The following is a 23,822-nucleotide window of genomic DNA, read 5'->3' as shown; positions in this document are numbered from 1 at the left end:
TTACGGACAAACCCCATACACTGAACAGCCTATCCTAATTACTTTCTTAACGAAAGGAACTCGCCGGGACTGGGAATGAAATATCCCGGCCCCTTATGCTGGTCCGCAGAAGCATCTAGGTCATTGCTGCCCGTGCGGATGGTAAAGGAGCCAAATATGAAGGATATCGGCAGTAGGGAAGGATTCGGGCTTGGTCGAATGACGACCTGGATTCGTAACGGAGTCGCCTCACTCCTGGCTCTGTTGACCATCGTGGCCATGGCGGGCTGCGGCTCAGCAGGTTCAGGCGTGGTCACCCTGGACTTCTTCCAGTTCAAGTTCGAGGCTGCGGACCAATTCAAGGCCATGGTGGCACAGTTTGAGAAGCAGAACCCTGACATCCGGGTGAACATCAACAATTCGGCCGACGCCCAGACGGATCTGCGCACTCGTCTGGTTAAAAACCGGGTGCCCGACGTCATCACCTTCAACGGTGACATCAGCTTCGGCATGTTCGCGGCATCCGGGGTCTTCCATGATTTCACTGACGATCCCCTGGTCAAGGAGCTCAATCCGGGCATGGTGTCGATAGCCAGAAATCTGGTCCAGACCAAGGATCCTTCGGCCAAGCGCCTGTATGGTCTGCCCTTTGCAGGCAACGCCAGCGGGTACATATACAACAAGACGCTTTGGCGAAAGGCGGGGGTCGACCCTGACAATCCGCCGCGTACCTGGTCGGAGTTCGCGGCAGTCATGGACAGGTTCAGGGATCAGGGCATCGAACCTGTGCAGGGCACTCTCTCCGATTCCTGGACCGCCCAGGCTCCCTTGGCGTCTCTGGCAGGGACCCTGGTCCCTGAGAGCAGGTACAGGGATCTTCTGGCTGGAAAAACCGATTTCAAGACCCTGTGGACACAGCCGGCTCGGCGCGAGGTCGAGCTCTTCAGCCATTCCACCGGTGACAAGGGCGTCACCTACCAGCAGGGCACTCAGAATATGGCCAAGGGCAAGGTGGCGATCCTTCCCCTGGGAACATACGCCATACCGCAGATCAGGATGATCGATCCGGATGTGGACCTCGGATTCGCCCAGATGCCGGCCAATGATTCCCCCTCTCAGCAGATACTGACGGCTGGCGACGACGTCATGCTGACCATGGGCGCCAACACCAGGCATCCCAAGGAGGCCATGCAGCTGATCCGTTATCTGATGCAGCCCCGGCAGCTGCGCACGTATGCAAAGGCCCAGACGGCCTTCACGCCGACCAGAAAGGTGGAGGCAGGCGATCCGGCCCTGAACGGGGTTCTTCCCTTCTTCCAACAGAACCGCTTGGCCGACTTCTGCGACCATTACATCCCCTCTTCCATCAATATCGGCGGCTATCTGCAGACCATGGTCACCAAGGGGGATGTGGATGGCTTCATCGGTTCCATGCAGAACGAATGGGACAAGGTCCAAGCAAGGAACTTCCAATGATGAAAGGTCAGGACTCAGACATGGCACAATCCAAGACTGTCGGCGTCCACACTGCTGACGTAACAGCCAAGGCCAGAAAGCGGCCTTCAAGGTTCTCCAATCGCAAGGTGGACCGCGCCTTCTACTGGATGGCGGTCCCCGCCGCTCTGATTTTTGCGCTCTTCCTCTATGTGCCCTTCCTCCAGGGTGTGGCCTACTCCTTTACGAATTCCCAGGGATACGGGCGTTTCTCATGGATCGGCTTCAAGAATTACGGCGCCCTCTTCCGTGATGGCCGCGTGGGTCACGCCTACCTGTTCACTCTGTTGATCGCCATCCTGATCACCCTGTTGGTCAATTTCATCGCCCTGTTCATCTCGGTGGCGCTGAATGGAAAGATCGCCTTCAAGAACGGATTCCGGGTCATCTATTTCATCCCCTACACGCTCTCGGTTCTGGTCATCGGCTATGTCTTCAAATACATCTTCATGACGCCCCTGCCGGCTCTGGGCAAGGCCCTGGGCATCGGCTGGCTCTCCCAGTCCCTGCTGACCAGCGAGCACTATGCATGGATCCCCATCGTCTTCCTCTCGGTCTGGCAGGCGGTGGCTTATTCAACCCTGATATATCTGGCGGGTCTGCAGACCATCGACTCGGAGGTCTATGAGGCCGCCTCCATCGATGGCGCCAACGAGTGGCAGAAATTCTGGAGGATCACCTTCCCCCTGATCGGCCCGTTCTTCACCATCAATCTGGTGTTGACTCTGAAGAATGCCTTCAACACCTTCGATCAGGTGGTGGCCCTGACCGCAGGGGGACCAGATTCCAAGACCGAAACAGTCACCTACCTCATCTACAAGGGCGGCCTTACCGGAGGGGAGTACGCCTACCAGACAGCGAACGCGGTCATGTTCTTCATCGTCCTGGCCGTGATTGCGTTCATCCAGCTGGGCATTTCCAGAAGAGGGGAGAAGATCTGAGATGGCACAGACAGCGCTTATGCAGCCGCAGACATCGGCACAATCAGCAGGAAGAGGGGGAAGACGGCATTTGGGATCCCCGGGGTCGCGCCTCAAAAGGGTCAACTGGTGGCTGACGGCCACCGTGGCTGTCCTCTCCCTGACGATTCTTGTGCCGCTCTACTTCACCGTGGTCACGGCTCTGAAGACCCCTGCGGAAGCCGGAACCTTCAGTCTGCCCTCTTCCTGGCAGTGGCACAATTTCGCCGATGCCTGGAACAAGGTCAACTATCCCAAGGCCGCGCTGAATTCGGCCATCGTCACGGTCTGCGCAGTGGCACTCACCCTGCTGACCAACACCTTCGTGGCCTATGCCGTGGCCAGGAATATGGACAAGCGCTTCTTCCGCTTCCTCTACTACTTCTTCATCGCGGCCATGTTCGTCCCCTTCCCCGTGGTCATGCTTCCCATCGCCAAGCAGTTCGGCAGCTGGCACCTGGACAACGTGCCCGGTCTGATCCTGCTCTACGTGGTGTTGGGCCTGGGCACCAACCTCTTCATCGCCACGGGGTTCATCCGATCCATCCCCACTGCTCTTGAGGAGGCCGCCCGCCTGGACGGCGCAGGTACCTGGAGGATATTCTGGACCATCATCTTCCCGCTGATGGGTCCGATCAATGCGACCATCGCCATCACCACGGCCCTCTGGGCCTGGAACGATTTCCTCATGCCGCTGATCGTTTTGACGGATCAGACCAGCCAGACCATCCCTCTGGCGCAGTATGTCTTCAGCTCCCAGTTCGCCACCAACTATCCGATGGCCTTCTCCAGCTACCTGATGGCCCTGGCGCCCATCCTGATCGTCTACCTGTTCGCACAGAAGTGGGTCATCAGCGGCGTCATGAGAGGAGCTGTCAAGTAGCCTCGCCATGACAGGCAGTCAGGTCAGCCTATAGTGGAGGTCACAGAACAAGGAAGTCCAGGAACCCAATCTTCGTGAGGAGGACCATGACCCAGAAAGAACGCATGCAGCTGCCCGATCGGGTACGGACCAACGGAGCCACCCCCAATCCCTGGTGGGCCAACGCGGTGGTCTACCAGATCTATCCGCGGTCCTTCCAGGACACCAACGGTGATGGCTACGGCGACCTGCCGGGCATCACGCAGCGGCTGGACTACCTGGCCGACCTGGGCGTGGACGTGATCTGGCTCAGTCCGGTCTACAAGTCCCCCCAGGACGACAACGGCTACGACATCGCCGATTACCAGGACATCGACCCCATCTTCGGCACTATGGACGATATGGACGAGCTTCTGGACCAAGCCCACCGGCGGGGGATCAAGGTGGTCATGGACCTGGTGGTCAACCACACCTCGGATGAGCACGCTTGGTTCCAGGCCTCCCGCAACAAGGAGGACCCGCACGCCGACTGGTACTGGTGGCGGCCCGCCAAGGCCGGCCACGAACCCGGCACCCCTGGCGCAGAGCCCAACAAATGGGGGTCCTACTTTGGAGGCTCCGCCTGGCAGTACGATCCGCAGCGCGGCGAATATTACCTGCACCTGTTCTCCAAGAAGCAGCCCGACCTCAACTGGGAGAACCCCCGGGTCCGGCAGGCCGTCTTCGACATGATGAACTGGTGGATGGACCGGGGCATCGACGGATTCCGCATGGATGTGATCGTCATGATCTCCAAGACCGTCGACTCCGAGGGCCGCCTGCCCGGCGAGGACGGATCGGCCATCGCTGACGGTCCCGTGGGGCCTGAGGGGTACTCGTCCTCGGTGCCCTTCTGCGTGGACGGCCCCAGGCTGGATGAGTTCCTCCAAGAGATGCGCAGCCAGGTCTTCCAGAGTCGGCAGGGTTACCTGACCGTGGGGGAGGCTCCCAGTCTGGCGCCTGCCCGCAGCGGGCAGATCACCGACCCGGCCAACCACGAGCTGGACATGCTCTTCCTCTTCACCCAGACCGAGGTTGACACCGGGGACAGCAAGTGGGACATCCGTCCCTTCCGGGTTCCCCGGCTCAAGGCGGCCATGGACGAGCAGCAACAGGCTGTGGCCAAGGCCGGATGGGCCAGCCTCTACTTCGACAACCACGACCAGCCCAGGATCGTCTCCCGCTGGGGCGACACCTCCAGCGAGGAGCTGCGCTCGCGTTCGGCCAAGGCCCTGGGGCTCCTTTTGCACATGCACCGGGGGACCCCCTACATCTATCAGGGCGAGGAGCTGGGCATGACCAACGCCGGCTTCACCAGCCTGGACCAATACCAGGATCTGGAGTCCATCAACCTCTACCACCAGCGGGTCGACCAGGCGCACGAGCAGGATCCGGAGTCCATGATGGCCGCCCTGGCCTATATGAGCCGCGACAACGCCCGCACCCCCATGCAGTGGGACTCCACCAAGTTCGCCGGCTTCACGGCTCCATACGCTCCCAAGGAGCCCTGGCTGGCCGTCAACCCCAATAGGGACAAGGTCAACGCCAAGACCGAGCTGCGTGACCCGGACTCGGTCCTGGCCTTCTACCGGGAGCTGATCCGCCTGCGTCATACCAATCCGGTCGTGGCGGCCGGCGGCTTCACCCTTCTGGATCCGGATGCGGACCAGATTTACTCATTCACCCGTTCCCTGGACCAGGCGCCCGAGCCCAAGTCGGGACCCGAGGCTGCCAGCGTTCTGGATGCCCTGCCCTGTCAGCGCCTTCTGGTTGTGGTCAATCTGAGCAGCCGCCCGGCCTCACTGCCGCCTGAAACCGCCGCACTTCTGGGCCTGGACCAAACCGGATTCACCTCCATGGCCCTCGGAGCGGTGGACCCCGATCGGATCCTCATATCCACCTACAGACCGGAGCAAACCGCCAGCTCCCTGCTGACCGGCCGCCTCTCCCCCTGGGAGGGCTTCGTCTACCGACTCTGAGGAAAACCCCGCCGTCGGCACGCTTTCCAGGCTAGAGTGGAAGTCAGCGATGCCCTGATGGGCCTGTGCGGACCGGTTGGGTCCCCGGGTCCCGGGGCGATGGGTTCGCGCTGTGGTCAATCCCGACGATTCCGGCGCGGACGGGAAAAGAAAGCGGGTTGCATGTCTCGTCTGATCATCGTCTCCAACCGTTTGCCCATGTCCTTGCAGGCACAGGAGGACGGTTCTTACACCTTGCGCCAGAACGTGGGGGGACTGGCCACGGCCATCGGCCCCTATCACCGTTCCCATAAGGACTGCCTCTGGATCGGCTGGAGCGGCATCGATCCTCAGAAGTACTCGGAAAAGGAGCTGGACCGCATCCGTCAGGCCTACCGGGAGAGCCGGTGCATTCCTATATTCCTGAGCAAGGAGGAGCTGAACGGATACTACGCCGGGTTCTCCAACAACACCCTCTGGCCGCTCTTCCATGACTTCTCGCATGAGGCCGTCTTCCGCCAGGAGGACTGGGAGATGTACCGCAAGGTCAACATGCGTTTCGCGCAGGTGGTGGAGCCGCTCATCCGCAAGGGCGACACCATCTGGGTCCAGGACTACCACCTGATGCTCCTGCCCAAGATGTTGCGCGAACGTTACCCCGATGCCTCCATCGGCTGGTTCCTGCACGTGCCCTTCCCCAGCGCCGAGATCTTCCGCTCCCTGCCATGGAGCCGCGAGATCCTGGAGGGTGTCCTGGGCGCCAACCTGATCGGCTTCCATACGGTGGACTTCTCCGCCAGCTTCCTGGCTTCGCTGCACAGGCTGCTGCCCGAACTGCCGGTCAACCGGGACGGCGTGGTCGAAATGCCTGACGGCCACCGAGCAGCCATCGACGCCTTCCCCATCGGCATCGACTACAACCTCTACCGGCGTACCGCCCACTCCGGCCTGGCCCGGGCCATGCGTCGAGGAATCGACGAGGTCTGCGGCAAGTCCCCCCGTCATCGCTACCGCACCTCGGTGACTGCCGAGGGCGTGGCGGCCAACGAAGCCGCCACATCGGACGCCAACTGGTGGAGCCACTACATGGAGAAGGACATCCCCGAGTCCACGCTGGCCAAGCAGGCGGCTTCCTCGGTGGGCAGCCGCTCCAACAAGGTCATCGTTTCGGTGGACCGGCTGGATTACACCAAGGGTCTGCCCGAGCGGCTTCAGGCCTTCGGCCGCATGCTGGACAAGTACCCTGAATGGGTGGGCCATGTCACCTACTACCTGCTGGCCACCCCCTCGCGTGAGGTCGTCGAGTCCTATCAGCGGCTCAAGGCCCAGGTGGACCAGTTGGTGGGGGAGATCAACGGCCGCTACTCCCTGCTGGCCTGGACCCCCATCCACTACATCACCCGTTCCCTGTCCATCAAGCCTGTCTGCGGCATCTACACGGCCGGCGATGTAGCCCTGGTCACCCCCCTGCGTGACGGGATGAACCTGGTGGCCAAGGAGTACCTGGCCTGCCATGACGGACGCGACGGCACCCTGGTCCTGTCGGACATGTGCGGGGCTGCCGACGAGCTGACCGATGCCTTCATCGTCAATCCCTACGATATCGACATGGTCTGCGAGGCCCTGCACAATGCCCTGGAGATCACCCCCGAGGAGTCCAAGCGGCGCAACATCCGCATGCAGGCCCGACTCAAGGTGCGCACCGCAGCCAACTGGTGCACCTCGTTCCTTGACTCCCTGCGGCAGGTGTCCACTCCGGGCATGACGGACAGGAGGCTGCGTATGGATCACCACAACGCCATCGTTCATCAGTGGGACGGCGCCCATCGTCGTCTGGTCCTGTGCGACTATGACGGGACGCTGACCCCGCTTGTTCGCCGTCCTGAGCGGGCCAAGCCCACCCAGGCCCTTCGCCGCCTGCTGACCCAGGTGGGAAGCAATCCCGATGTGGACTTCCTGCTGGTCTCCGGCCGCAGCCATCAGATCATGCAGGACTGGTTCGGCGATCTGCCGGTGGGGCTGATTGCCGAGCATGGCGCCTGGAACCGCAACCTGCCCGGCAGCGACTCGGAGGAGTGGCAGCGGGCGAAGGGCCTGCCCGACTCCGATACCTGGCAGAAGGTGATCCGGCCCATCATGGATGAGTCGGCCACCAGGGTCCCCAACTCCTTTGTGGAGAGCAAGTCCGATGCGGTGGCCTGGCACTACCGGATGAGCGATGCCCAGGTGGCCGACCAGGAGCGCCAGGATCTGCTCCGTCGTCTGCGCGGAGTAGTGGTCGGCCTGGGGCTGATGATCATGGAAAATTCCAAGGTCGTCGAAGTCACCCCTGTGGCCACCAGCAAGGGCCAGGCCATCCTGCCCTTCGTCAACAGCGGCGACTACGACTTCATAATGGCTCTGGGTGACGATGAAACGGACGAGACCATGTTCGCCGTCATGCCTGATAAGGGCTGGACCATCAAGGTCGGGCCCGGCCAGACCAAGGCCCGGCTGCGGGTCAACGATCCGACCGCGGTCACTCTGCTGCTGGCCGACCTGGGTGCCGGTGTGGCCCGTGATTCCAATGAGCCCGTGGCTTCCCATGACTTCCGCGACGACCATACCGTGGTCGACGAGGCGCATGCCCAGCTCACTGACGACAAGTAAGACAGGCGACCACTGCCATCACCGGTGACCCCAGCCATCACCGGTGACTGTTCGTGAAGTCCGTCAAGTTCACGGGCGGGCTGGTGGCTCGCTTGGTTATCGGTCTGCTTGTTTCAGGTTTGCTCTCATAATTGTCCGGTCTTCGGGTGCCCAAACGTCCGATTGCCCACATGTTTTGGTTTTCGACACGTTTGGGTGTCCACCATGTTGACGGCTGACCCTATTGGTCGGGCCCGGCCGACCATACTTGGAGCATGGATACTTCAACAATCACCGCCTGTCTTCAGGCCGATCACGCCGCTGATCTGCGCAAAGCCGCCCAACGTCTGGAAGGTGTAGCCCGCCATACTCTTATCGAGCAATCCGATGACCTGGGTGCTCGGATTGGCCATCGCGTTCTGCTCAAGCCGGAGAATCTGCAGCTGACCGGATCTTTCAAGATTCGCGGAGCTTACAACAAGGTGGCCTCGCTGAATCAGGACGAGCTGGACCGCGGCATCGTCACCGCTTCCGCTGGCAATCATGCCCAGGGGGTGGCTTTTGCCGCACGCAGCCGGGGCGCGAAGGCCACCATCGTCATGCCCCGGATCACGCCGCCCCTCAAGGTCGATGCCACTCGGGCCTATGGTGCCGAGGTTGTCCTGCAGGGTGAGGTCTTCGATGAAAGTTCTGATTATGCCTTGGGGCTGGCACGTGATCGCGGCATGACCTTCGTTCCGCCCTTTGACGACTACGAGGTCGTCTGCGGCCAGGGGACCATCGCCATGGAGATTCTTCAGGACGTGCCCGATGTCACCGATATCGTGGTTCCCCTGGGTGGGGGCGGGCTGGGCGCTGGCGTTGCGCTCGCCGTAAAGACCTTTAAGCCTGAGGTCAGAGTCATTGGAGCCACCCCAGTCGGATCTCCGGCCTGGCGTGAATCCCTGACAGCTGGTCATGTGGTCTCAGCGGATCAGATGCGTACGGCCGCCGAGGGCGTGGCCGTCAGGCGTCCCGGCGATCTGAACTACGCCCTGCTCAGCCGCTATATGGATGATCTGGTCCAGGTAACCGAAAGCGACATCTCCGAGATGATCCTATTCATGCTGGAGAAGCACAAACTGGTGGTCGAAGCAGCTGGCGCCGTCTCTCTTGCTGCGCTGGGCCAGTTGGATCTGCAGTCCGAGGTCTTCCGGTCGGCCCCGGGGCCGCATGTGATCGTCCCCATCATCTCGGGCGGCAACATCGACACGGTCACCATGGGTGCGGTCATCCAGCGGGGAATGATTTCCCGCGGACGCATCATGCAGTTCGGCGTGGAGTTGCCCGACGTACCTGGCCAGCTGGTCAAGGTGGCTACGGTCCTGGCCGACCTGCGTGCCAATGTGATCGAGCTCAACCACGATCAGTTCAAATCCTCCGGCCACTATGACAACGGCGTGCTCTTGGAAGTGACTGTGGAGACCAACGGCCCCGATCACATCACCCAGATCCTGGATACCTTGCGCAGTCGAGGCTTCCAGGTCCATCAGAACTACTGAGCACTATGTCCCGATTGGATACGGTGCCTGTGCCTGGCATCCGATGTTCGGGGACAATGATGGACAATGATCATCGCCGAGAGAACAGTCGGAATCGCCGACGCCTTTGCTGGGCTTGGCTGATGGGACTTGCTGGTTCTTAAAGGGCCATTCTATGGCGATTCTTGTGCTGGCTTGCGTCTTATCACAGGCGGAGTCCCTTCCCCGGAGTCGCCACGGTCTGCGGGTGGAGGGTGTGGGTATATCAGCCTATTTCGATGATCGACGTACAGATTTGCTTTATTTCCTCATTGTGTGTTGAGATGATGACGGCAGCGCCTTGTCGGGCAAGTTCGCACAGTATGCGTATTACGACGTTGGCGTTGTCCTGATCCAGCGCAGAGGTCGGTTCGTCTGCAAGAATGACATTCGGCTGTTTGAGCAGGAGCCTGGCGAGGGCGATTCTCTGTTGTTCCCCGCCCGATAGGGTGTATATCTTTTTCTTCTGTGAGCCATTCATCCCGACGATGTCAAGCACGCTTTCGATTCGTTCATCCCATTCTTTGCGATGCTCGCGCTTCTTCATTTTGAGGGGAATCTGCAGGTTATGCGACACGTTCCACTGTTCGACAAGACCATAGTTCTGGAATAGAAATCCTATGTTTTCGCGAAGACACACTCGCTGCCCCTTCCGGCTCTTATGCAAATAACCGGAGCGGAATGTCCCTTCGCTGTAAGTGACCGATCCTTCATCGAAGTCCTCCAACAAGCCGATGCAGTTGAGCAGGGTCGTCTTGCCTGCACCGGACGGCCCGCTCACTGCGATTATGGAACCAGGTCCAGCGTCGAAAGACAGTCTCGACCATAACGTGTGTTCCGCAAATTTCTTGGTAAGTCCTTCGACTTCCAATGTCGGCTGCCTGCCTGCGTCTGTCATATGCATCTCCCTCCGCACCGTGGATTCACGGGCGTTTAATGTCGTCAGCACGGAACCTTGATTCGTATACCGATACGGTAATGGCCATGATGAGGCTGGATACAGCGAAGAGCAATGTTCCAGCCACCAGATCCGTAACCTTGTTCATCGAGCCGATAATGCCGACTGCCATGAGGGTCAGCAGCATCCCGATATTCTGCATGATAAGAAAGCTTCCATGTCTTCTGAAAAACCCGTATCCATGGATGAATTGAACGAAGGAGAGTCTGCGTCGTCTCGCACAATACGCGGCCGAGCACACAAGGATGGCCATCATGGCAGCGGCCAGACCGAACGATATGGCTATGATGTCCCCACGTTGCTCGTTCCGGGATAATGACAGCGTATACGCCACTGAGTCTTTGGCGTTATCAATACCCTGGAAGTATCCGGAGATTCCATAATGGTCCAGCTTGCTTTGCAGGAGTTCCGGATCGGAGAACAATACACTATCTCTTGATGTGTATGACAGGTATGCCATGGGGCTGATCAACCCTGACGATGGGGATGTGACGGCTACCACTGGATCTTTCAAAGACAGCCTCTGCTGATCTTCCGCAGGCATGAACTGCGTTCCCGAGAAGAGGGATATGTCTTGGCCCGAACGTGTACGGACCAAGACGCCGTGGGGGTTGCAGGAAGTTGGTTTCTGTTTCTGGGCAACATCCTCTTGGCACATTCCCTTGAAATATTCGATGTATTCCTTCAACAAGGCTCCGGAGTCCCCTTTATATGATGAAGGCACCAGGAGTGTGAAAGCCCCGATATCTGTTCCAACCACTTTAACTGGTTTCCCATCAAGTCCGGCAATGGGTTGTTTATCGAGATAGTTCGGACTCACTATCATTGAATCGGATCCGTCCGGTTTATAAGGATCATTGTTCCCATCAGTGGAAAAAACGGAGTCACCGTTATACCCGACCAACATCGCCTTCCCCCTGCCGTCAAGATCCTCGATCACTTTCATCAGGGGAGGCGCTGCCCGGAGCATATCCTCCTGTGTGATGTTGATTTTGATTGAAAACCTCAGGACATATTGATCCGAGATGCGAGACCACTGTGCCAAGGACCGGCTGGTGCTCTGTACCGCGCTGATTCTATTCAGAGAACCGCTGATGGTGCCAAAGAGAACAGCCACCACCATGAACTGGGCAAAACCCGCGATGATGCCATCACGGAGTTCGTTACCCTCTCCGTTGAGAACGGCGGGTATTCGATTGCGGAATGTACTGGCACCACCTAAAGCCAACGCCAGGAAGACAAGATACGCCGTCAATACGGTCACGGCGATCAACAGCGCTCGAAGGAGTCGCCAAATCTGGTGGAAGTTATTGATAAACCAGAGGAAAGGCAATCCCACTAAGGCAATCGTCACCAATCCCACGGCGAGTGTGGCGAGCAGTGACACCAGCTCGCCGACGAGTATCCTTCCGCTGGTATAACCGTGCATCGCCTTGACCGCATGTATCTTCCTGTTCCTGGATAGGGAATACGCGGTGGACACCACCAATGTGATGGCGATGATAGCGACTCCCGCCCAAAGGCCACCCTTCCCTAACGCATATATCGTCGCACCTATCCAGAGGCCTCGTGACCAGAGGCTTTGTGGTTCGTCAACCGCTATCCGGGAACGTGACAAAGCCTTGACGAGCTGTTCCATATGCGAACTATCCGCATTGGTCGCATAGCTTCCGCGCAAGTCCTGGGTTGTAATCTCTTTATAAGAAACTACTTTCGTTGACTGGTCACGCGTTGAAAAGGAAGGATAATCGTACCCTCCATTTCGTTGAAAAGACTTTTGGTCACCCACAAAGGCCACGAGAACACGAGATTTCATTGAGTCGCGAAATGAAGGTTGGATCTTGAAGACATTAATCCCCAAAGTTTTTGAAGCTTGAGCAATCGCACGCACAGCATCCGCCTTCGTCGCGGTATCAACCCTCTCGACGGTGAAAGAGGTACCAGTACCCGCAGGAAGCTCCTGGTCGATAGTGATAAGCATCTCGAATGTCACCACTATGGTGAGAATCAAGGAAGCCCAAATCGTCAACCGTTGAATCCAGTGAATTCGCAAATCACCTCACCCACCCAAAACAAAGAGCAGACACATGCCGGCCGACAAGGTAGGAGCTGCCATTCATGAAGCAACAACTTTCCCAAACTTCCTCATAGTCTTCTCCTTTGAAAGCAAATATGAGGCGAAAACGTTCTACCGCTGACTATTCTACTCCATAAACACAGCTAACTCATTCCGGCCTCTCACACATTGAGACTGCTCTCATGTCACTGACACCGATGTGGAAATCCGAACTGGTACGATGACGCCACCACTCCTGGAACAATACCCCTGCCGGAATTCGGACAACACATAAAAGACCAGTTTGCTTGGTTACACTCACACCATGAGCATGGGATGTTTAGTGGATGCAGTGCGGAATCATGTAGAGAATGTCGCTGGTGATGACACTGGTGGGGATGGTGGCGGTCAGCCAGTTGCGGGTCTGATGTCAGCCGAGCCGGTTGCTCATCCGTCTGATCTGCTCGCTGGCCTGTCTATCGAGTGAGACCAGTGCCTCGTCGAGGTGTCGTGTGACGTCGTGGGCGAGCGAGTCGAGCCCGCTGTTCTGCTTGCTCTGCAGCCTCAAGAGTCCCTCGTTCACGTACCGCTGCCGCTGCTCGTCGTGCATCTTTCTGAGCTGTGTTTCGTTCCTGCTCGCCGTTTGCTCCACGTTCTCCTCGAACGCCTTGTAGCCAAAGAGGATGACCTTCCTTGAGGCTTCGCTCTGCCTGTTGCCTGAGTCCTCTAATCGCTGCAAGCTGGTCAACAGCATCTGGTTGACCTGTTCCATCGTGGAGGTTATCGTCTCCAACTACTCCCTGAGGTTCACCTGGCGGCTGGTGACGAGCTGTATCTGCGCGCCCTGGTAGTTCCTGAGCTCCTCGAGCACCTGCCTCGTCTCGCACAGTCGTGCACTCAGGTCCTCCTCGTTGCTCTGGTTCGGGTTCTTGTCCATGTCTCCTCGTTTCGTCCAGCAGCGATTGCAGTTCTCCGGCCACGCTCTTAAACTGTTCGCGCAGCTTCTCAATGAGCGTCTCCCCAATGACCGCGAAGCGAAGTCATCCACCGTCAAAATCAAAATCAAAAATTCAAGTTTTCTAGTATAGGTATATAGGGGATCTCTGATTAGATTTAATGCGCGTGCGGCTAAGAGGGTTTGCTGCATTCAAAGTCCCTCAAATTATATTCAAGGTCCATCTCTTGAATCTGGTCTGATTGTGGCTTGTCTGTACGTGATTGCTGTCTGCGCTGGTTGGTGCATTTGGGGTGTGTTGATGATGGTGGTTTCGTGATTGCTGGTGGGTCTGATGCTTGGGTGGTTACGTTTGGTGGGCTGTGATTGCTGGTGTTTTATGGATGTGGTGGGCTGGTTTCGGGCCCTTTCTGGGATAACGGTGAAATGCTCGTTTCTGACTGCGGTAGTTCTTCCGGCGCGCACGTCCGGCTCTGTTCTTTCCTGCCGGCTCCGGCAGGCTTGTACCGCATGCATGGAGGTGGAGAATCTGTCCACCAGGAGGATGGCCCAGGACCGGCTGGTTGTCCTGGACATGCCCTGCGGGATCGCCTACGCGCAGCCAACCGCATGACCGCATAAACGAAGGCACCCCCGGACCCGTCATTCATGGGTTCCGAAGGCGCCCTTGCGTCCTGGTGCGGTGGCCATCAGGCGGTTGTCGGCTGCTTGTCTGTGGCCTGGACGTCCCGAGCGACGGCCTTGCGGATGATGGCCGACTTGGGGATGCCCCCCTCTTGGTCAGCCGGCTGGCCTTGTCGTCCAGGTCCTTGGGCACCCTGACCCTTCAGGTGCGTCGAGCGGTCCGTGCCTCGGCCCGCCGCTCCTCCAGCTTCTCCAGATTCGCCAGACTCTGGGCCATGAGCGATGCGGCCTGCTCGTCGGTCAGCAGCGGGGCGCCGGGGTCCCGCCGGACGGCGGCCTCCGGGTGGTGGATCAGCTCCCCCCGGTCGGCTGCGCGAATCATCGCATCGATGTCCTCCTGGTTCTCGGATGTGACTTGCTTGGCCATTTTGCGCTCCTTTCCCTTCCTGCACGCCTGTCCCTCTCCGCCCTCACCGGGTGGCCTCGGCCCGGCGCAGGCGCATCTGGTCGAATTCCTCCTGGAGGTCGCGGAAGAACTCGTCCTCATCCACTCCGCGGTTCGGATCCTTGCGTCGTACGGAGCCTGGTATGACGTCCAGGCGTTCCCCGCGTTCGGCCTTGGCGTTCATCTCCTCCATCAGCCGGCGCTCTTGTTCCGTCTTAGGCTCGTACTCGTATTCGTTCATGGCTATTCTCCTGTACCCAATAACATGGCTTTTTAAATTATTGGTTGGTGTGGTCTGGCCGTCTATCGGTCGTGCTTGTGCAACCTGATCAGCCGCCGCCACACGTCGGTGACGGTCATGATCTGGAAGGCGACGAAATCCCCGGGCTCGGCTTCTGGAGTCGATTTGCCGTCCTTCTTCTGGACAGAGGTTCGCTTCCTGATGCAGAGTATCCGCGTGATAGGAGTGCCGGGGTTCCAAAACGACGCTGACAGGGGACCGGTACAAATGGAGTTTGTCTGTAGTGAGACGGAAGACGGCTCAAGGATTGCCATAGTGGGCCCTGCAGGTTCTTGCAGGGCCCATCAGAAACCTGCAGATCGCAGATCTGTTCCAGTAATTGCGCGGAGCGATTGGGGAATCATCCTTGTCCGGCGATGGTTTTGTCGACGAGTTTGGGCAGTGCCTCTTCGATGGGTTCGTGGATGAGTCGGGTTGCCAGAGAATCATACTGGGTTGAACCCATGTTCATGATGGTGATTGGCACACCTGCCTGGGCTGCCACCGGCACCAGTGAGGCCGCCGGATACACCTCCAAGGTGGAACCGATCACCCAGAATTGATCGGCCTGGCTGGCTAGCCGCATGCTCTTTTCCATGGCTCCCTCGGGCAGGGCCTGACCGAAGTAGACCACATCAGTCTTGATGATGCCATTGCATGGCATGTTGCCCTGGTAGGGCATGGACTTGTGGCAGTGCGGATCGGGCTCCTGATCAAGCTTGGCCATGATGTCGGCAGTACGATATGCCTGGCCGCACTTCATGCAATGGGAGCTGCCGATGGTTCCGTGAAGGTTGACGATGACGTCCTCGGAGTTGCCGGCTTTCTCGTGAAGGGCATCGAAGTTCTGCGTAGCCAGCAGGTTCAGCATACCTGCCTGCTCCAGCCTGGCCAGTGCCTTGTGGGCTACTCCGGGCTGGGCCTTCCAGACTGGCGACTCCTTCTGCCACCGCCATGAATACTCCCGCTGCTTCTTGTCGCTCATGAACAGGTCCAGGTCATAAACGTTCATCTGATCAGGATGCTTGGTCCAAACCCCGTCAGGCCCGCGGAAATCCGGTATGCCGGCGGAAGTCGAGATGCCCGCACCGGTCAGTACTGCAATTGTTGTGCTCATACACCCGTCTTACCATCTGTTAATAGACTCTATGAGTCGAAGACCGACATGGTGCGCGAATATGCACCTATATCAACATTGACGTCTGTGAGTTGTGGATGAGTGGCATTTGAGGGCAGAAAGAGAAACGCGCACTGGACATGGCTGCCTATGGCCAGAATTCAGAACGACCACGAAAGGGCTATGCTGACACGCCGACCCAGCTGTGGCCTGATTATTGCCTTGTGAATAAAATGTGCGCATGAAGCGGGGGCTGTGAGCTGAAGGCCCATCTTCGTGAGACTCGAAGTTAGGAAGGAGCATGTAACGACACGCCGTTTGAGGCCTTGTTATTACTTGTTTTGAGGGTGTTTATGGAAGGGCCGAGTTGCGTTTTGGCTGGCTCGTGGTAAGTTTATCTCTTGCTGCCCGGCAGTGATGAGAACTCTTCGGAGGGCTTGGAGCTGTTGGTGTGGTGGTGGTTTGAGAACTCAAGAGCGTGTTTGTGCTACTTATAGCTTTTTGATTGCCAGTCCGATGCCCGCCCGGCTGTTGTCGGGTACGTGGGAGCGTTGTGAGGGGTGTCGGGGTTTTTCGTGGGTTGGTTTCCTCCTTATGGAAGCCGGCCCGTCAATTATTGATGTGAGTCGTTTCGGCTTCTTCATGGTTTTTTTGTGGAGGGTTTGATTCTGGCTCAGGATGAACGCTGGCGGCGTGCTTAACACATGCAAGTCGAACGGGATCCGCCAAGCTTGCTTGGTGGTGAGAGTGGCGAACGGGTGAGTAATGCGTGACCAACCTGCCCCATGCTTCGGAATAGCTCCTGGAAACGGGTGGTAATGCCGGATGCTCCGCACTGTCGCATGATGGTGTGGGAAAGGGTTTACCGGCATGGGATGGGGTCGCGTCCTATCAGCTTGTTGGCGGGGTGATGGCCTGCCAAGGCTTCGACGGGTAGCCGGCCTGAGAGGGCGACCGGCCACATTGGGACTGAGATACGGCCCAGACTCCTACGGGAGGCAGCAGTGGGGAATATTGCACAATGGGCGAAAGCCTGATGCAGCGACGCCGCGTGCGGGATGACGGCCTTCGGGTTGTAAACCGCTTTTGATTGGGAGCAAGCGAGAGTGAGTGTACCTTTCGAATAAGCACCGGCTAACTACGTGCCAGCAGCCGCGGTAATACGTAGGGTGCAAGCGTTATCCGGATTTATTGGGCGTAAAGAGCTCGTAGGCGGTTCGTCGCGTCTGGTGTGAAAGTCCATCGCTTAACGGTGGATCGGCGCCGGGTACGGGCGGACTGGAGTGCGGTAGGGGAGACTGGAATTCCCGGTGTAACGGTGGAATGTGTAGATATCGGGAAGAACACCGATGGCGAAGGCAGGTCTCTGGGCCGTCACTGACGCTGAGGAGCGAAAGCGTGGGGAGCGAACAGGATTAGATACCCTGGTAGTCCACGCCGTAAACGGTGGATGCTGGATGTGGGGCCCGTTCCACGGGTTCCGTGTCGGAGCTAACGCGTTAAGCATCCCGCCTGGGGAGTACGGCCGCAAGGCTAAAACTCAAAGAAATTGACGGGGGCCCGCACAAGCGGCGGAGCATGCGGATTAATTCGATGCAACGCGAAGAACCTTACCTGGGCTTGACATGTGCCGGACGGCCGCGGAGACGCGGCTTCCCTTCGGGGCCGGTTCACAGGTGGTGCATGGTCGTCGTCAGCTCGTGTCGTGAGATGTTGGGTCAAGTCCCGCAACGAGCGCAACCCTCGCCTCGTGTTGCCAGCACGTCATGGTGGGAACTCACGGGGGACCGCCGGGGTTAACCCGGAGGAAGGTGGGGATGACGTCAGATCATCATGCCCCTTACGTCCAGGGCTTCACGCATGCTACAATGGCCGGTACAACGGGATGCGACATGGTGACATGGAGCGGATCCCTGAAAACCGGTCTCAGTTCGGATCGGAGCCTGCAACCCGGCTCCGTGAAGGCGGAGTCGCTAGTAATCGCGGATCAGCAACGCCGCGGTGAATGCGTTCCCGGGCCTTGTACACACCGCCCGTCAAGTCATGAAAGTGGGCAGCACCCGAAGCCGGTGGCCCAACCCGCAAGGGGGGGAGCCGTCTAAGGTGAGGTCCGCGATTGGGACTAAGTCGTAACAAGGTAGCCGTACCGGAAGGTGCGGCTGGATCACCTCCTTTCTACGGAGATTATGGAAATCCCCTGCGTGTGATGCGTGGGGGTCGTGCCTGCGGGTCCGGCCGGATGGCCGGATGGTGTGGGCGTGCTGGCGTGGAACGGTCTTGAGGCTGTGGCATGGATGCGCTGTTGGGTTCCCGGACCGCCACCCTTGTGGGTGGTGTTCCCGTCGCCCGTCGGGTTCCTCATGGGGTGTTGCCCTGTGGCGGGTCCCGTCGGTGTGCTGGTGGTTTGAGAACTGGATAGTGGACGCGAGCGGATGGCCGGCTTTCGGGCTGGCTGTCTGCTGTATTGTTTCGTCCGAGCCCACATGGTGGGTTCGGGTCGATCGTTTTGTGATCGTTTAGTGTGATGATTTGTCGTCTGGCAGTTCGCAGTTGTTGTTGTCGTGGCATGGCCTGTGGTCGTGTTGTCGGCAAGGGCGCATGGTGGATGCCTTGGCAGACAGGACCGATGAAGGACGCGTGGGGCCGCGATAGGCCTCGGGGAGCCGCCGACAGGGCTTTGATCCGAGGGTGTCCGAATGGGGTAACCCGCCGGCCGTGATGGGCCGGCACCGCATTCGTGCGGGGGGTACGCAGGGAAGTGAAACATCTCAGTACCTGCAGGAAAGGATATTCCGTGAGTAGTGGCGAGCGAAAGCGGATGATGGCCAAACCGGTGCCGTGTGAGACCCGTCGGGGGTTGCGGCATGGGTGTTGTGGGACTTGGCGTCCGGGCTCCGACGGGCCCGGCGGCAGTGATAAAGCGGCGTGTGAGGCGAACGGGATTGAATTCCCGGCCGTAGAGGGTGATGGCCCCGTAGCCGAAGGCGCGCCGCCTGCCGGTTCTTGTTCCCAAGTAGCGCGGGACTCGTGGAATCCCGTGTGAATCGGCCCCGACCGTGGGGTAAGCCTGAATATTCCTGTCTGACCGATAGCGTACGAGTACCGTGAGGGAAAGGTGAAAAGCACCCCGGGAGGGGAGTGAAAGAGTTTCTGAAACCGTGTGCCTACAATCCGTCGGAGCCCTTCGGGGTGACGGCGTGCCTATCGAAAAATGAGTCTGCGAGTCAGTGGTGCGTGGCGAGGCTAACCCGTGTGGGGCAGCCGTAGCGAAAGCGAGTCCGATAAGGGCGTTCCAGTCGCGTGTCCTGGACCCGAAGCGGGATGATCTAGCCCTGGGCAGGTTGAAGCGCGGGTAAGACCGCGTGGAGGACCGAACGGACCTGGGTTGAAAACCGGGCCGATGACCTGGGGCTAGGGGTGAAAGGCCAATCAAATTCCGTGATAGCTGGTTCTCTCCGAAATGCATTTCGGTGCAGCGTCGCGTGAGTGCCTCCATGGGGTAGAGCTACTGGATGCTTGAGGGCCCGTATCGGGTACCGACAGCAGCCAAACTCCGAATACGTGTGAGGTGTATCGCGGCAGTGAGTCGGCGGGGGATAAGCTCCGTCGTCGAGAGGGAGACAGCCCAGATCGTCGTCTAAGGTCCCCAAGCGCGTGCTAAGTGGGAAAGGATGTGGAGTCGCATAGACAGCCAGGAGGTTGGCTCAGAAGCAGCCATCCTTGAAAGAGTGCGTAACAGCTCACTGGTCTAGTGGTTCCGCGCCGATAATGTAGCGGGGCTCAAGCACGCCACCGAAGACGCGGCAGCGCAGTTCGCTGTGCTGGGTAGGAGAGCGTTCCGCGTGGGGTGAAGCGGCGGCGTGAGCCGGCCGTGGACCGCGTGGAAGTGAGAATGCAGACATGAGTAGCGAGAGGCGGGTGAGAATCCCGTCCGCTGGATGACCAAGGGTTCCGGGGCCACGTTCGTCGTCCCCGGGTGAGTCGGGTCCTAAGGCGAGGCCGACAGGCGTAGTCGAATGGATGAAGGAGTCGATATTCTCCTACCGGCGTCGAGCCGTCCAATCCAAGACGTGGAAGCATGCCCTTACCTGTGTCGGGTGGTGGTCTTCGGACCGTCCGATGGCATGGGACCGGCGTGTGGATGCGTGGCGGGTAGCGCAGGAGTGACACGGAACGGGAGCCGGGCCGCGGTGGTGGTTATCCGTGGTCAAGCATGCGGCGCGTCGGGCAGGCAAATCCGCCCGGCATGAGCGCGAGGTGTGATGATGGGGGGTCTTGTGCCCCGAATCCGGTGTGCCGTTCCGTCGAGAAAAGCTTCGGCGTGAGGATTGGCGCCGCCCGTACCCCAAACCGACACTGGTGGTCAGGTAGAGTATACCAAAGCGATCGAGCGAATCCTGGTCAAGGAACTCGGCAAATCACTCCCGTGCCTTCGGTATAAGGGAGGCCCCGGCCGGTGAGGCGCTTCGCGCGCGGAGCCGGCTGGGGCGGCACAGACCAGGGGGTAGCGACTGTTTACCAAAAACACAGGTGCATGCGAAGACGTAAGTCGCTGTATATGCACTGACGCCTGCCCGGTGCCGGAAGGTTAAGAGGATCCGTCATCCCTCTTCGGAGGGGGCAGCGGTGAATTCAAGCCCCGGTAAACGGCGGTGGTAACTATAACCATCCTAAGGTAGCGAAATTCCTTGTCGGGTAAGTTCCGACCTGCACGAATGGCGTAACGACTTCCCCACTGTCTCGACCAGGAGCTCGGCGAAATTGCAGTACGAGTAAAGATGCTCGTTAAGCGCAGAAGGACGAAAAGACCCCGGGACCTTTACTATACCTTGGTATTGGCGTTAGGTGCGGACTGTGTAGCATAGGCGGGAGGCTTCGAAGCGGGTGCGCCAGCATCCGTGGAGCCGTAATGTGAAATACCGCTCTGTCCTCATCTGGCCTCTAACCTCGGCCGGTCATCCCGGCCAGGGACAGTGCCTGGCGGGTAGTTTAACTGGGGCGGTTGCCTCCCAAAGAGTAACGGAGGCGCCCAAGGGTTCCCTCAGCCCGGTTGGCAATCGGGTGTCGAGTGCAATCGCACAAGGGAGCTTGACTGCGAGACCGACGGGTCGAGCAGGGACGAAAGTCGGAGATAGTGATCCGGTGCCGGCGTACGGACGCGGCATCGCTCAACGGATAAAAGGTACCCCGGGGATAACAGGCTGATCATCCCCAAGAGTCCATATCGACGGGATGGTTTGGCACCTCGATGTCGGCTCGTCGCATCCTGGGGCTGGAGCAGGTCCCAAGGGTTCGGCCGTTCGCCGATTAAAGCGGCACGCGAGCTGGGTTCAGAACGTCGTGAGACAGTTTGGTCTCTATCCTCTGCGCTCGTTGGAATCTTGAGGAGCCCTGCCCATAGTACGAGAGGACCTGGGTGGACGAACCTCTGGTATGCCGGTTGTCGCGCCAGCGGCACGGCCGGTTGGCTACGTTCGGATGGGATAACCGCTGAAAGCATCTAAGCGGGAAGCCCCCTCCAAGATAAGGATTCCATGAAGCCTTAAAGCTTCTGAAGACCCCATGCAGAACACATGGTCGATAGACCGGACGTGGACACCCCGCAAGGGGCGGAGCCGACCGGCACTAATGGTCGAGGACAACACAACACCCACCCCTGGAGGGGTGGCGGCATCAACCCCTACTGCGGATACGACCTGCGGCAATATGCACGGAAGGCCACAGGCGATCGAACACGGAACACGCGTCCACCATCCGGTCCCCGAACCACCAGAAGACCCCATGCCCTTCGCCTGAAGGGGATGGATGAAATTGAAGATTCGCGGCGGTCATGGCCTGGGGGAGACGCCCGGTCCCATTCCGAACCCGGAAGCTAAGACCCAGCACGGCAATGGTACTGCACCCGGAAGAGTGTGGGAGAGTAGCACACCGCCGCCATTACACGGAAATATCGGAGGCATCTTCAGGAGGAAATCCTGAAGATGCCTCCTTTTTTCATATTTGCATTTGCCACAGGCCTTAAGAGTCTTCCTCATTACACGATTCTCAAAGAAAATCCATGGAATCTGGTTTAACGGAATATGAAAGGCACGCACGTACCCAGGCTGTCTTGCACGTAACCGGTCTGCGATTTGATATTCGAAAGCATTGATCCGGAACCCCTGGTTTGCTTTGCCGCCTGTTGTTCACGGCCCGGGACACCTAGAATGAAAAGCAGCCAAATCAGGCATGCAAACACATAGACAACGAAAGTGGATGAGCATGAGCACAAGAATCATTCTTGTAGGAGCCACCGGCAGAGTGGGTGCATTGGTCCTCGAGGACCTGGTCCGTGCCGGACATGAGGTAGTGGCATGCGCACGAGGAGCCTCGAAGATTCCGGCCAGCCAGCAGGTGGAGTCCATGACACTGGACCTGCGCGACCCGCTCTCCCAGATAACCGACGCATTCCGTAAGACGCAAGCGGATGCCGTTGTCTTCACCGCAGGCTCGCGCGGCAAGGACATCAACCAGATCGACGCCCTGGGAGCCATGAAGACCATAGAGGCCGCCAAAGCGGTCGGCATTACCAGGTACGTCATGCTGGGAGCCATGTACGCAGCCGACTGGCTGCGCTGGGAGCAGCCCCAGGTCAAGCCCGCCATTGACGCCCTCGCTGATTACTACGTGACCAAGAACATGGCCGACCAGTACCTGATCAGTTCCGGACTGGCCTACACCATCATCGAGCCAGGCAGCCTGACCGAACAGGACGGCACAGGAGCCATCCAGGTAGAGCCGGACGGCCCCGGACCCATACCGATCGCGGATGTTGCACAATGTTTGGCCGACTGCTTCGACCTCCCCCAGACCACAGGCAGGGTCTACAACATCATCGCAGGCGGCACGCCCATCAGACAGGCCCTGACCGCGACGCGGTGACAGACCCTGCCAATTCTTCAAGAGCAGCTCGGACGCCAAACGACGCCAAGCCGAAACGTGTATATACAGTAACGGTAATGGTACCTTGGTTGCAATGCTTGTCGCTGCTGATCGCGCGCTTGCACACTGCGCCCCTGTGATCTTCGGGAAGATGCGGTTGGCTTGGATACAGGGAGGATCTTAAGGAGGTCGTCGATGAACATCACCAATTTTCGGGATCTGGGTGGCATGCGGACCATCCATGGCCGCCGGGTCCGTCCCCACGGGTTCATCCGGTCCGGGCAGCTGGTCGGCCTGGACGAGGAGACCAGGAGGGATCTGGTCGACCGCTACCGGGTGACGCAGGTCGTGGACTTCCGAAGGCCCTTCGAGATACAGGAAAGTCCGGACGACAGGATCGACGGTGTGACCTTCACCAACATCGACCTGCTGGAGCAAAGTGGTACCAACGGCGCCAGCTTGGACGATTTCGCCTCGCTGGGTTTAGCGGATCAGGTCAACGGCCACATGCTGAATGTCTACCATGACCTGGTCATGAATTCTGCGGCCCAGCAGGGGTATGGGAAGTTCCTGCGCATTGTCGTGGGCAACACCCAGGGGGCCACCCTCTTCCACTGTTTCGCCGGCAAGGACCGGACCGGGTTCGCCGCGGCCCTGGTGCTCTGGCTGCTGGAGGTGGACGACGACCGGATATTCGCTGACTATCTGAAGACCAACCAGGAGAGGGTCGCGGCCAACAATCAGCTGCTGGACCAGTTCCGCGCCAAAGGCTTCGACCAGGATTCACTGGACGCACTGCAGATTGCGCTCTGCGTCAAGAAAGAATACCTGGCTCATGCCCAACAGACCATGCTCGAGGCATACGGGGATGTCTTCGCCTACGCCCAGCAGGCTCTAGGGTTCGGACCCGACCAGGTGGAGGCCCTGCGCAGCAACCTGCTGGAATAACCACACAGGGCTTGAGCTGGCTGGGACGGGTAGACTCGAG

The 23,822-nt window shown here is 59.0% G+C and carries 15 protein-coding genes and 3 rRNA genes; 11 read left to right on the top strand and 7 right to left on the bottom strand.

Features of this window, described 5'->3' with window-relative positions; genetic code table 11:
• Window positions 1-198: 198 nt before the first annotated feature.
• From H3U89_RS03080 to ilvA, 6 genes are all read left to right on the top strand, one after another.
• Window positions 199-1,455, top strand: coding sequence for an ABC transporter substrate-binding protein (locus tag H3U89_RS03080; protein WP_198179415.1), 1,257 nt, complete (start codon window positions 199-201; stop codon window positions 1,453-1,455).
• Between the two features lie 20 nt (window positions 1,456-1,475).
• Window positions 1,476-2,414, top strand: a complete 939-nt coding sequence (locus tag H3U89_RS03075; RefSeq protein ID WP_198178539.1) for a carbohydrate ABC transporter permease — start codon at window positions 1,476-1,478, stop codon at window positions 2,412-2,414.
• A 1-nt stretch (window position 2,415) separates the two neighbouring features.
• A complete protein-coding gene (locus tag H3U89_RS03070) occupies window positions 2,416-3,315 on the top strand; it encodes a carbohydrate ABC transporter permease (protein WP_232345471.1) in 900 nt (299 codons plus the stop codon).
• Window positions 3,316-3,401: 86 nt separating this feature from the next.
• On the top strand, window positions 3,402-5,312 hold the full coding sequence (locus H3U89_RS03065) for a glycoside hydrolase family 13 protein (protein WP_198178540.1): 1,911 nt from the start codon (window positions 3,402-3,404) through the stop codon (window positions 5,310-5,312).
• Between the two features lie 162 nt (window positions 5,313-5,474).
• Complete coding sequence (locus H3U89_RS03060) at window positions 5,475-7,940, top strand: bifunctional alpha,alpha-trehalose-phosphate synthase (UDP-forming)/trehalose-phosphatase (RefSeq protein ID WP_198178541.1); 2,466 nt, start codon at window positions 5,475-5,477, stop codon at window positions 7,938-7,940.
• 254 nt (window positions 7,941-8,194) lie between these two features.
• The gene (gene ilvA, locus H3U89_RS03055) at window positions 8,195-9,460 is read left to right on the top strand and encodes a threonine ammonia-lyase (RefSeq protein ID WP_198178542.1); all 1,266 of its coding nucleotides are present in this window, start codon (window positions 8,195-8,197) and stop codon (window positions 9,458-9,460) included.
• A gap of 244 nt (window positions 9,461-9,704) precedes the next feature.
• Here ilvA and H3U89_RS03050 read toward each other — a convergent pair whose 3' ends face one another.
• The 7 genes from H3U89_RS03050 to H3U89_RS03020 all read right to left on the bottom strand — a co-directional run bounded on the left by H3U89_RS03050 (window position 9,705) and on the right by H3U89_RS03020 (window position 15,913).
• Window positions 9,705-10,376: an ATP-binding cassette domain-containing protein gene (locus tag H3U89_RS03050; RefSeq protein ID WP_198178543.1), complete on the bottom strand. Its 672-nt coding sequence runs from the start codon at window positions 10,374-10,376 to the stop codon at window positions 9,705-9,707.
• Between the two features lie 25 nt (window positions 10,377-10,401).
• Window positions 10,402-12,432, bottom strand: a complete 2,031-nt coding sequence (locus tag H3U89_RS03045; protein WP_198178544.1) for a bacteriocin-associated integral membrane family protein — start codon at window positions 12,430-12,432, stop codon at window positions 10,402-10,404.
• A gap of 490 nt (window positions 12,433-12,922) precedes the next feature.
• Entirely contained in the window at window positions 12,923-13,264 is a 342-nt protein-coding gene (locus H3U89_RS03040) for a hypothetical protein (RefSeq protein WP_198178545.1), read from the bottom strand.
• Between the two features lie 21 nt (window positions 13,265-13,285).
• Entirely contained in the window at window positions 13,286-13,429 is a 144-nt protein-coding gene (locus tag H3U89_RS03035; protein WP_015021173.1) for a hypothetical protein, read from the bottom strand.
• Window positions 13,430-14,273: 844 nt separating this feature from the next.
• Window positions 14,274-14,498 (bottom strand): hypothetical protein, encoded by a 225-nt coding sequence (locus H3U89_RS03030; RefSeq protein WP_198178546.1) that lies wholly within the window; start codon window positions 14,496-14,498, stop codon window positions 14,274-14,276.
• 43 nt (window positions 14,499-14,541) lie between these two features.
• Window positions 14,542-14,757: a hypothetical protein gene (locus H3U89_RS03025; protein ID WP_198178547.1), complete on the bottom strand. Its 216-nt coding sequence runs from the start codon at window positions 14,755-14,757 to the stop codon at window positions 14,542-14,544.
• A gap of 400 nt (window positions 14,758-15,157) precedes the next feature.
• A complete protein-coding gene (locus H3U89_RS03020) occupies window positions 15,158-15,913 on the bottom strand; it encodes a Sir2 family NAD-dependent protein deacetylase (protein WP_198178548.1) in 756 nt (251 codons plus the stop codon).
• 650 nt (window positions 15,914-16,563) lie between these two features.
• Here H3U89_RS03020 and H3U89_RS03015 point away from each other — a divergent pair.
• From H3U89_RS03015 to H3U89_RS02995, 5 genes are all read left to right on the top strand, one after another.
• A 16S ribosomal RNA gene (locus H3U89_RS03015) occupies window positions 16,564-18,088 on the top strand.
• 403 nt (window positions 18,089-18,491) lie between these two features.
• A 23S ribosomal RNA gene (locus tag H3U89_RS03010) occupies window positions 18,492-21,561 on the top strand.
• A gap of 172 nt (window positions 21,562-21,733) precedes the next feature.
• Window positions 21,734-21,850, top strand: a 5S ribosomal RNA gene (gene rrf / locus H3U89_RS03005).
• The 16S, 23S and 5S rRNA genes sit together here, the layout of an rRNA operon.
• 324 nt (window positions 21,851-22,174) lie before the next feature.
• On the top strand, window positions 22,175-22,834 hold the full coding sequence (locus H3U89_RS03000) for an SDR family oxidoreductase (protein ID WP_198178549.1): 660 nt from the start codon (window positions 22,175-22,177) through the stop codon (window positions 22,832-22,834).
• Window positions 22,835-23,029: 195 nt separating this feature from the next.
• Window positions 23,030-23,782 carry a tyrosine-protein phosphatase gene (locus tag H3U89_RS02995; protein ID WP_198178550.1) on the top strand — a complete coding sequence of 251 codons (753 nt, stop codon included), beginning with the start codon at window positions 23,030-23,032 and terminating at the stop codon, window positions 23,780-23,782.
• Window positions 23,783-23,822: the final 40 nt, after the last annotated feature.

Source organism: Bifidobacterium sp. W8104 (assembly GCF_016100735.1).
Classification (GTDB): domain Bacteria; phylum Actinomycetota; class Actinomycetes; order Actinomycetales; family Bifidobacteriaceae; genus Bombiscardovia; species Bombiscardovia choladohabitans.
Note: the sequence above shows the minus strand (reverse complement) of the source record. Positions and strands in the feature narration are given on the sequence as shown.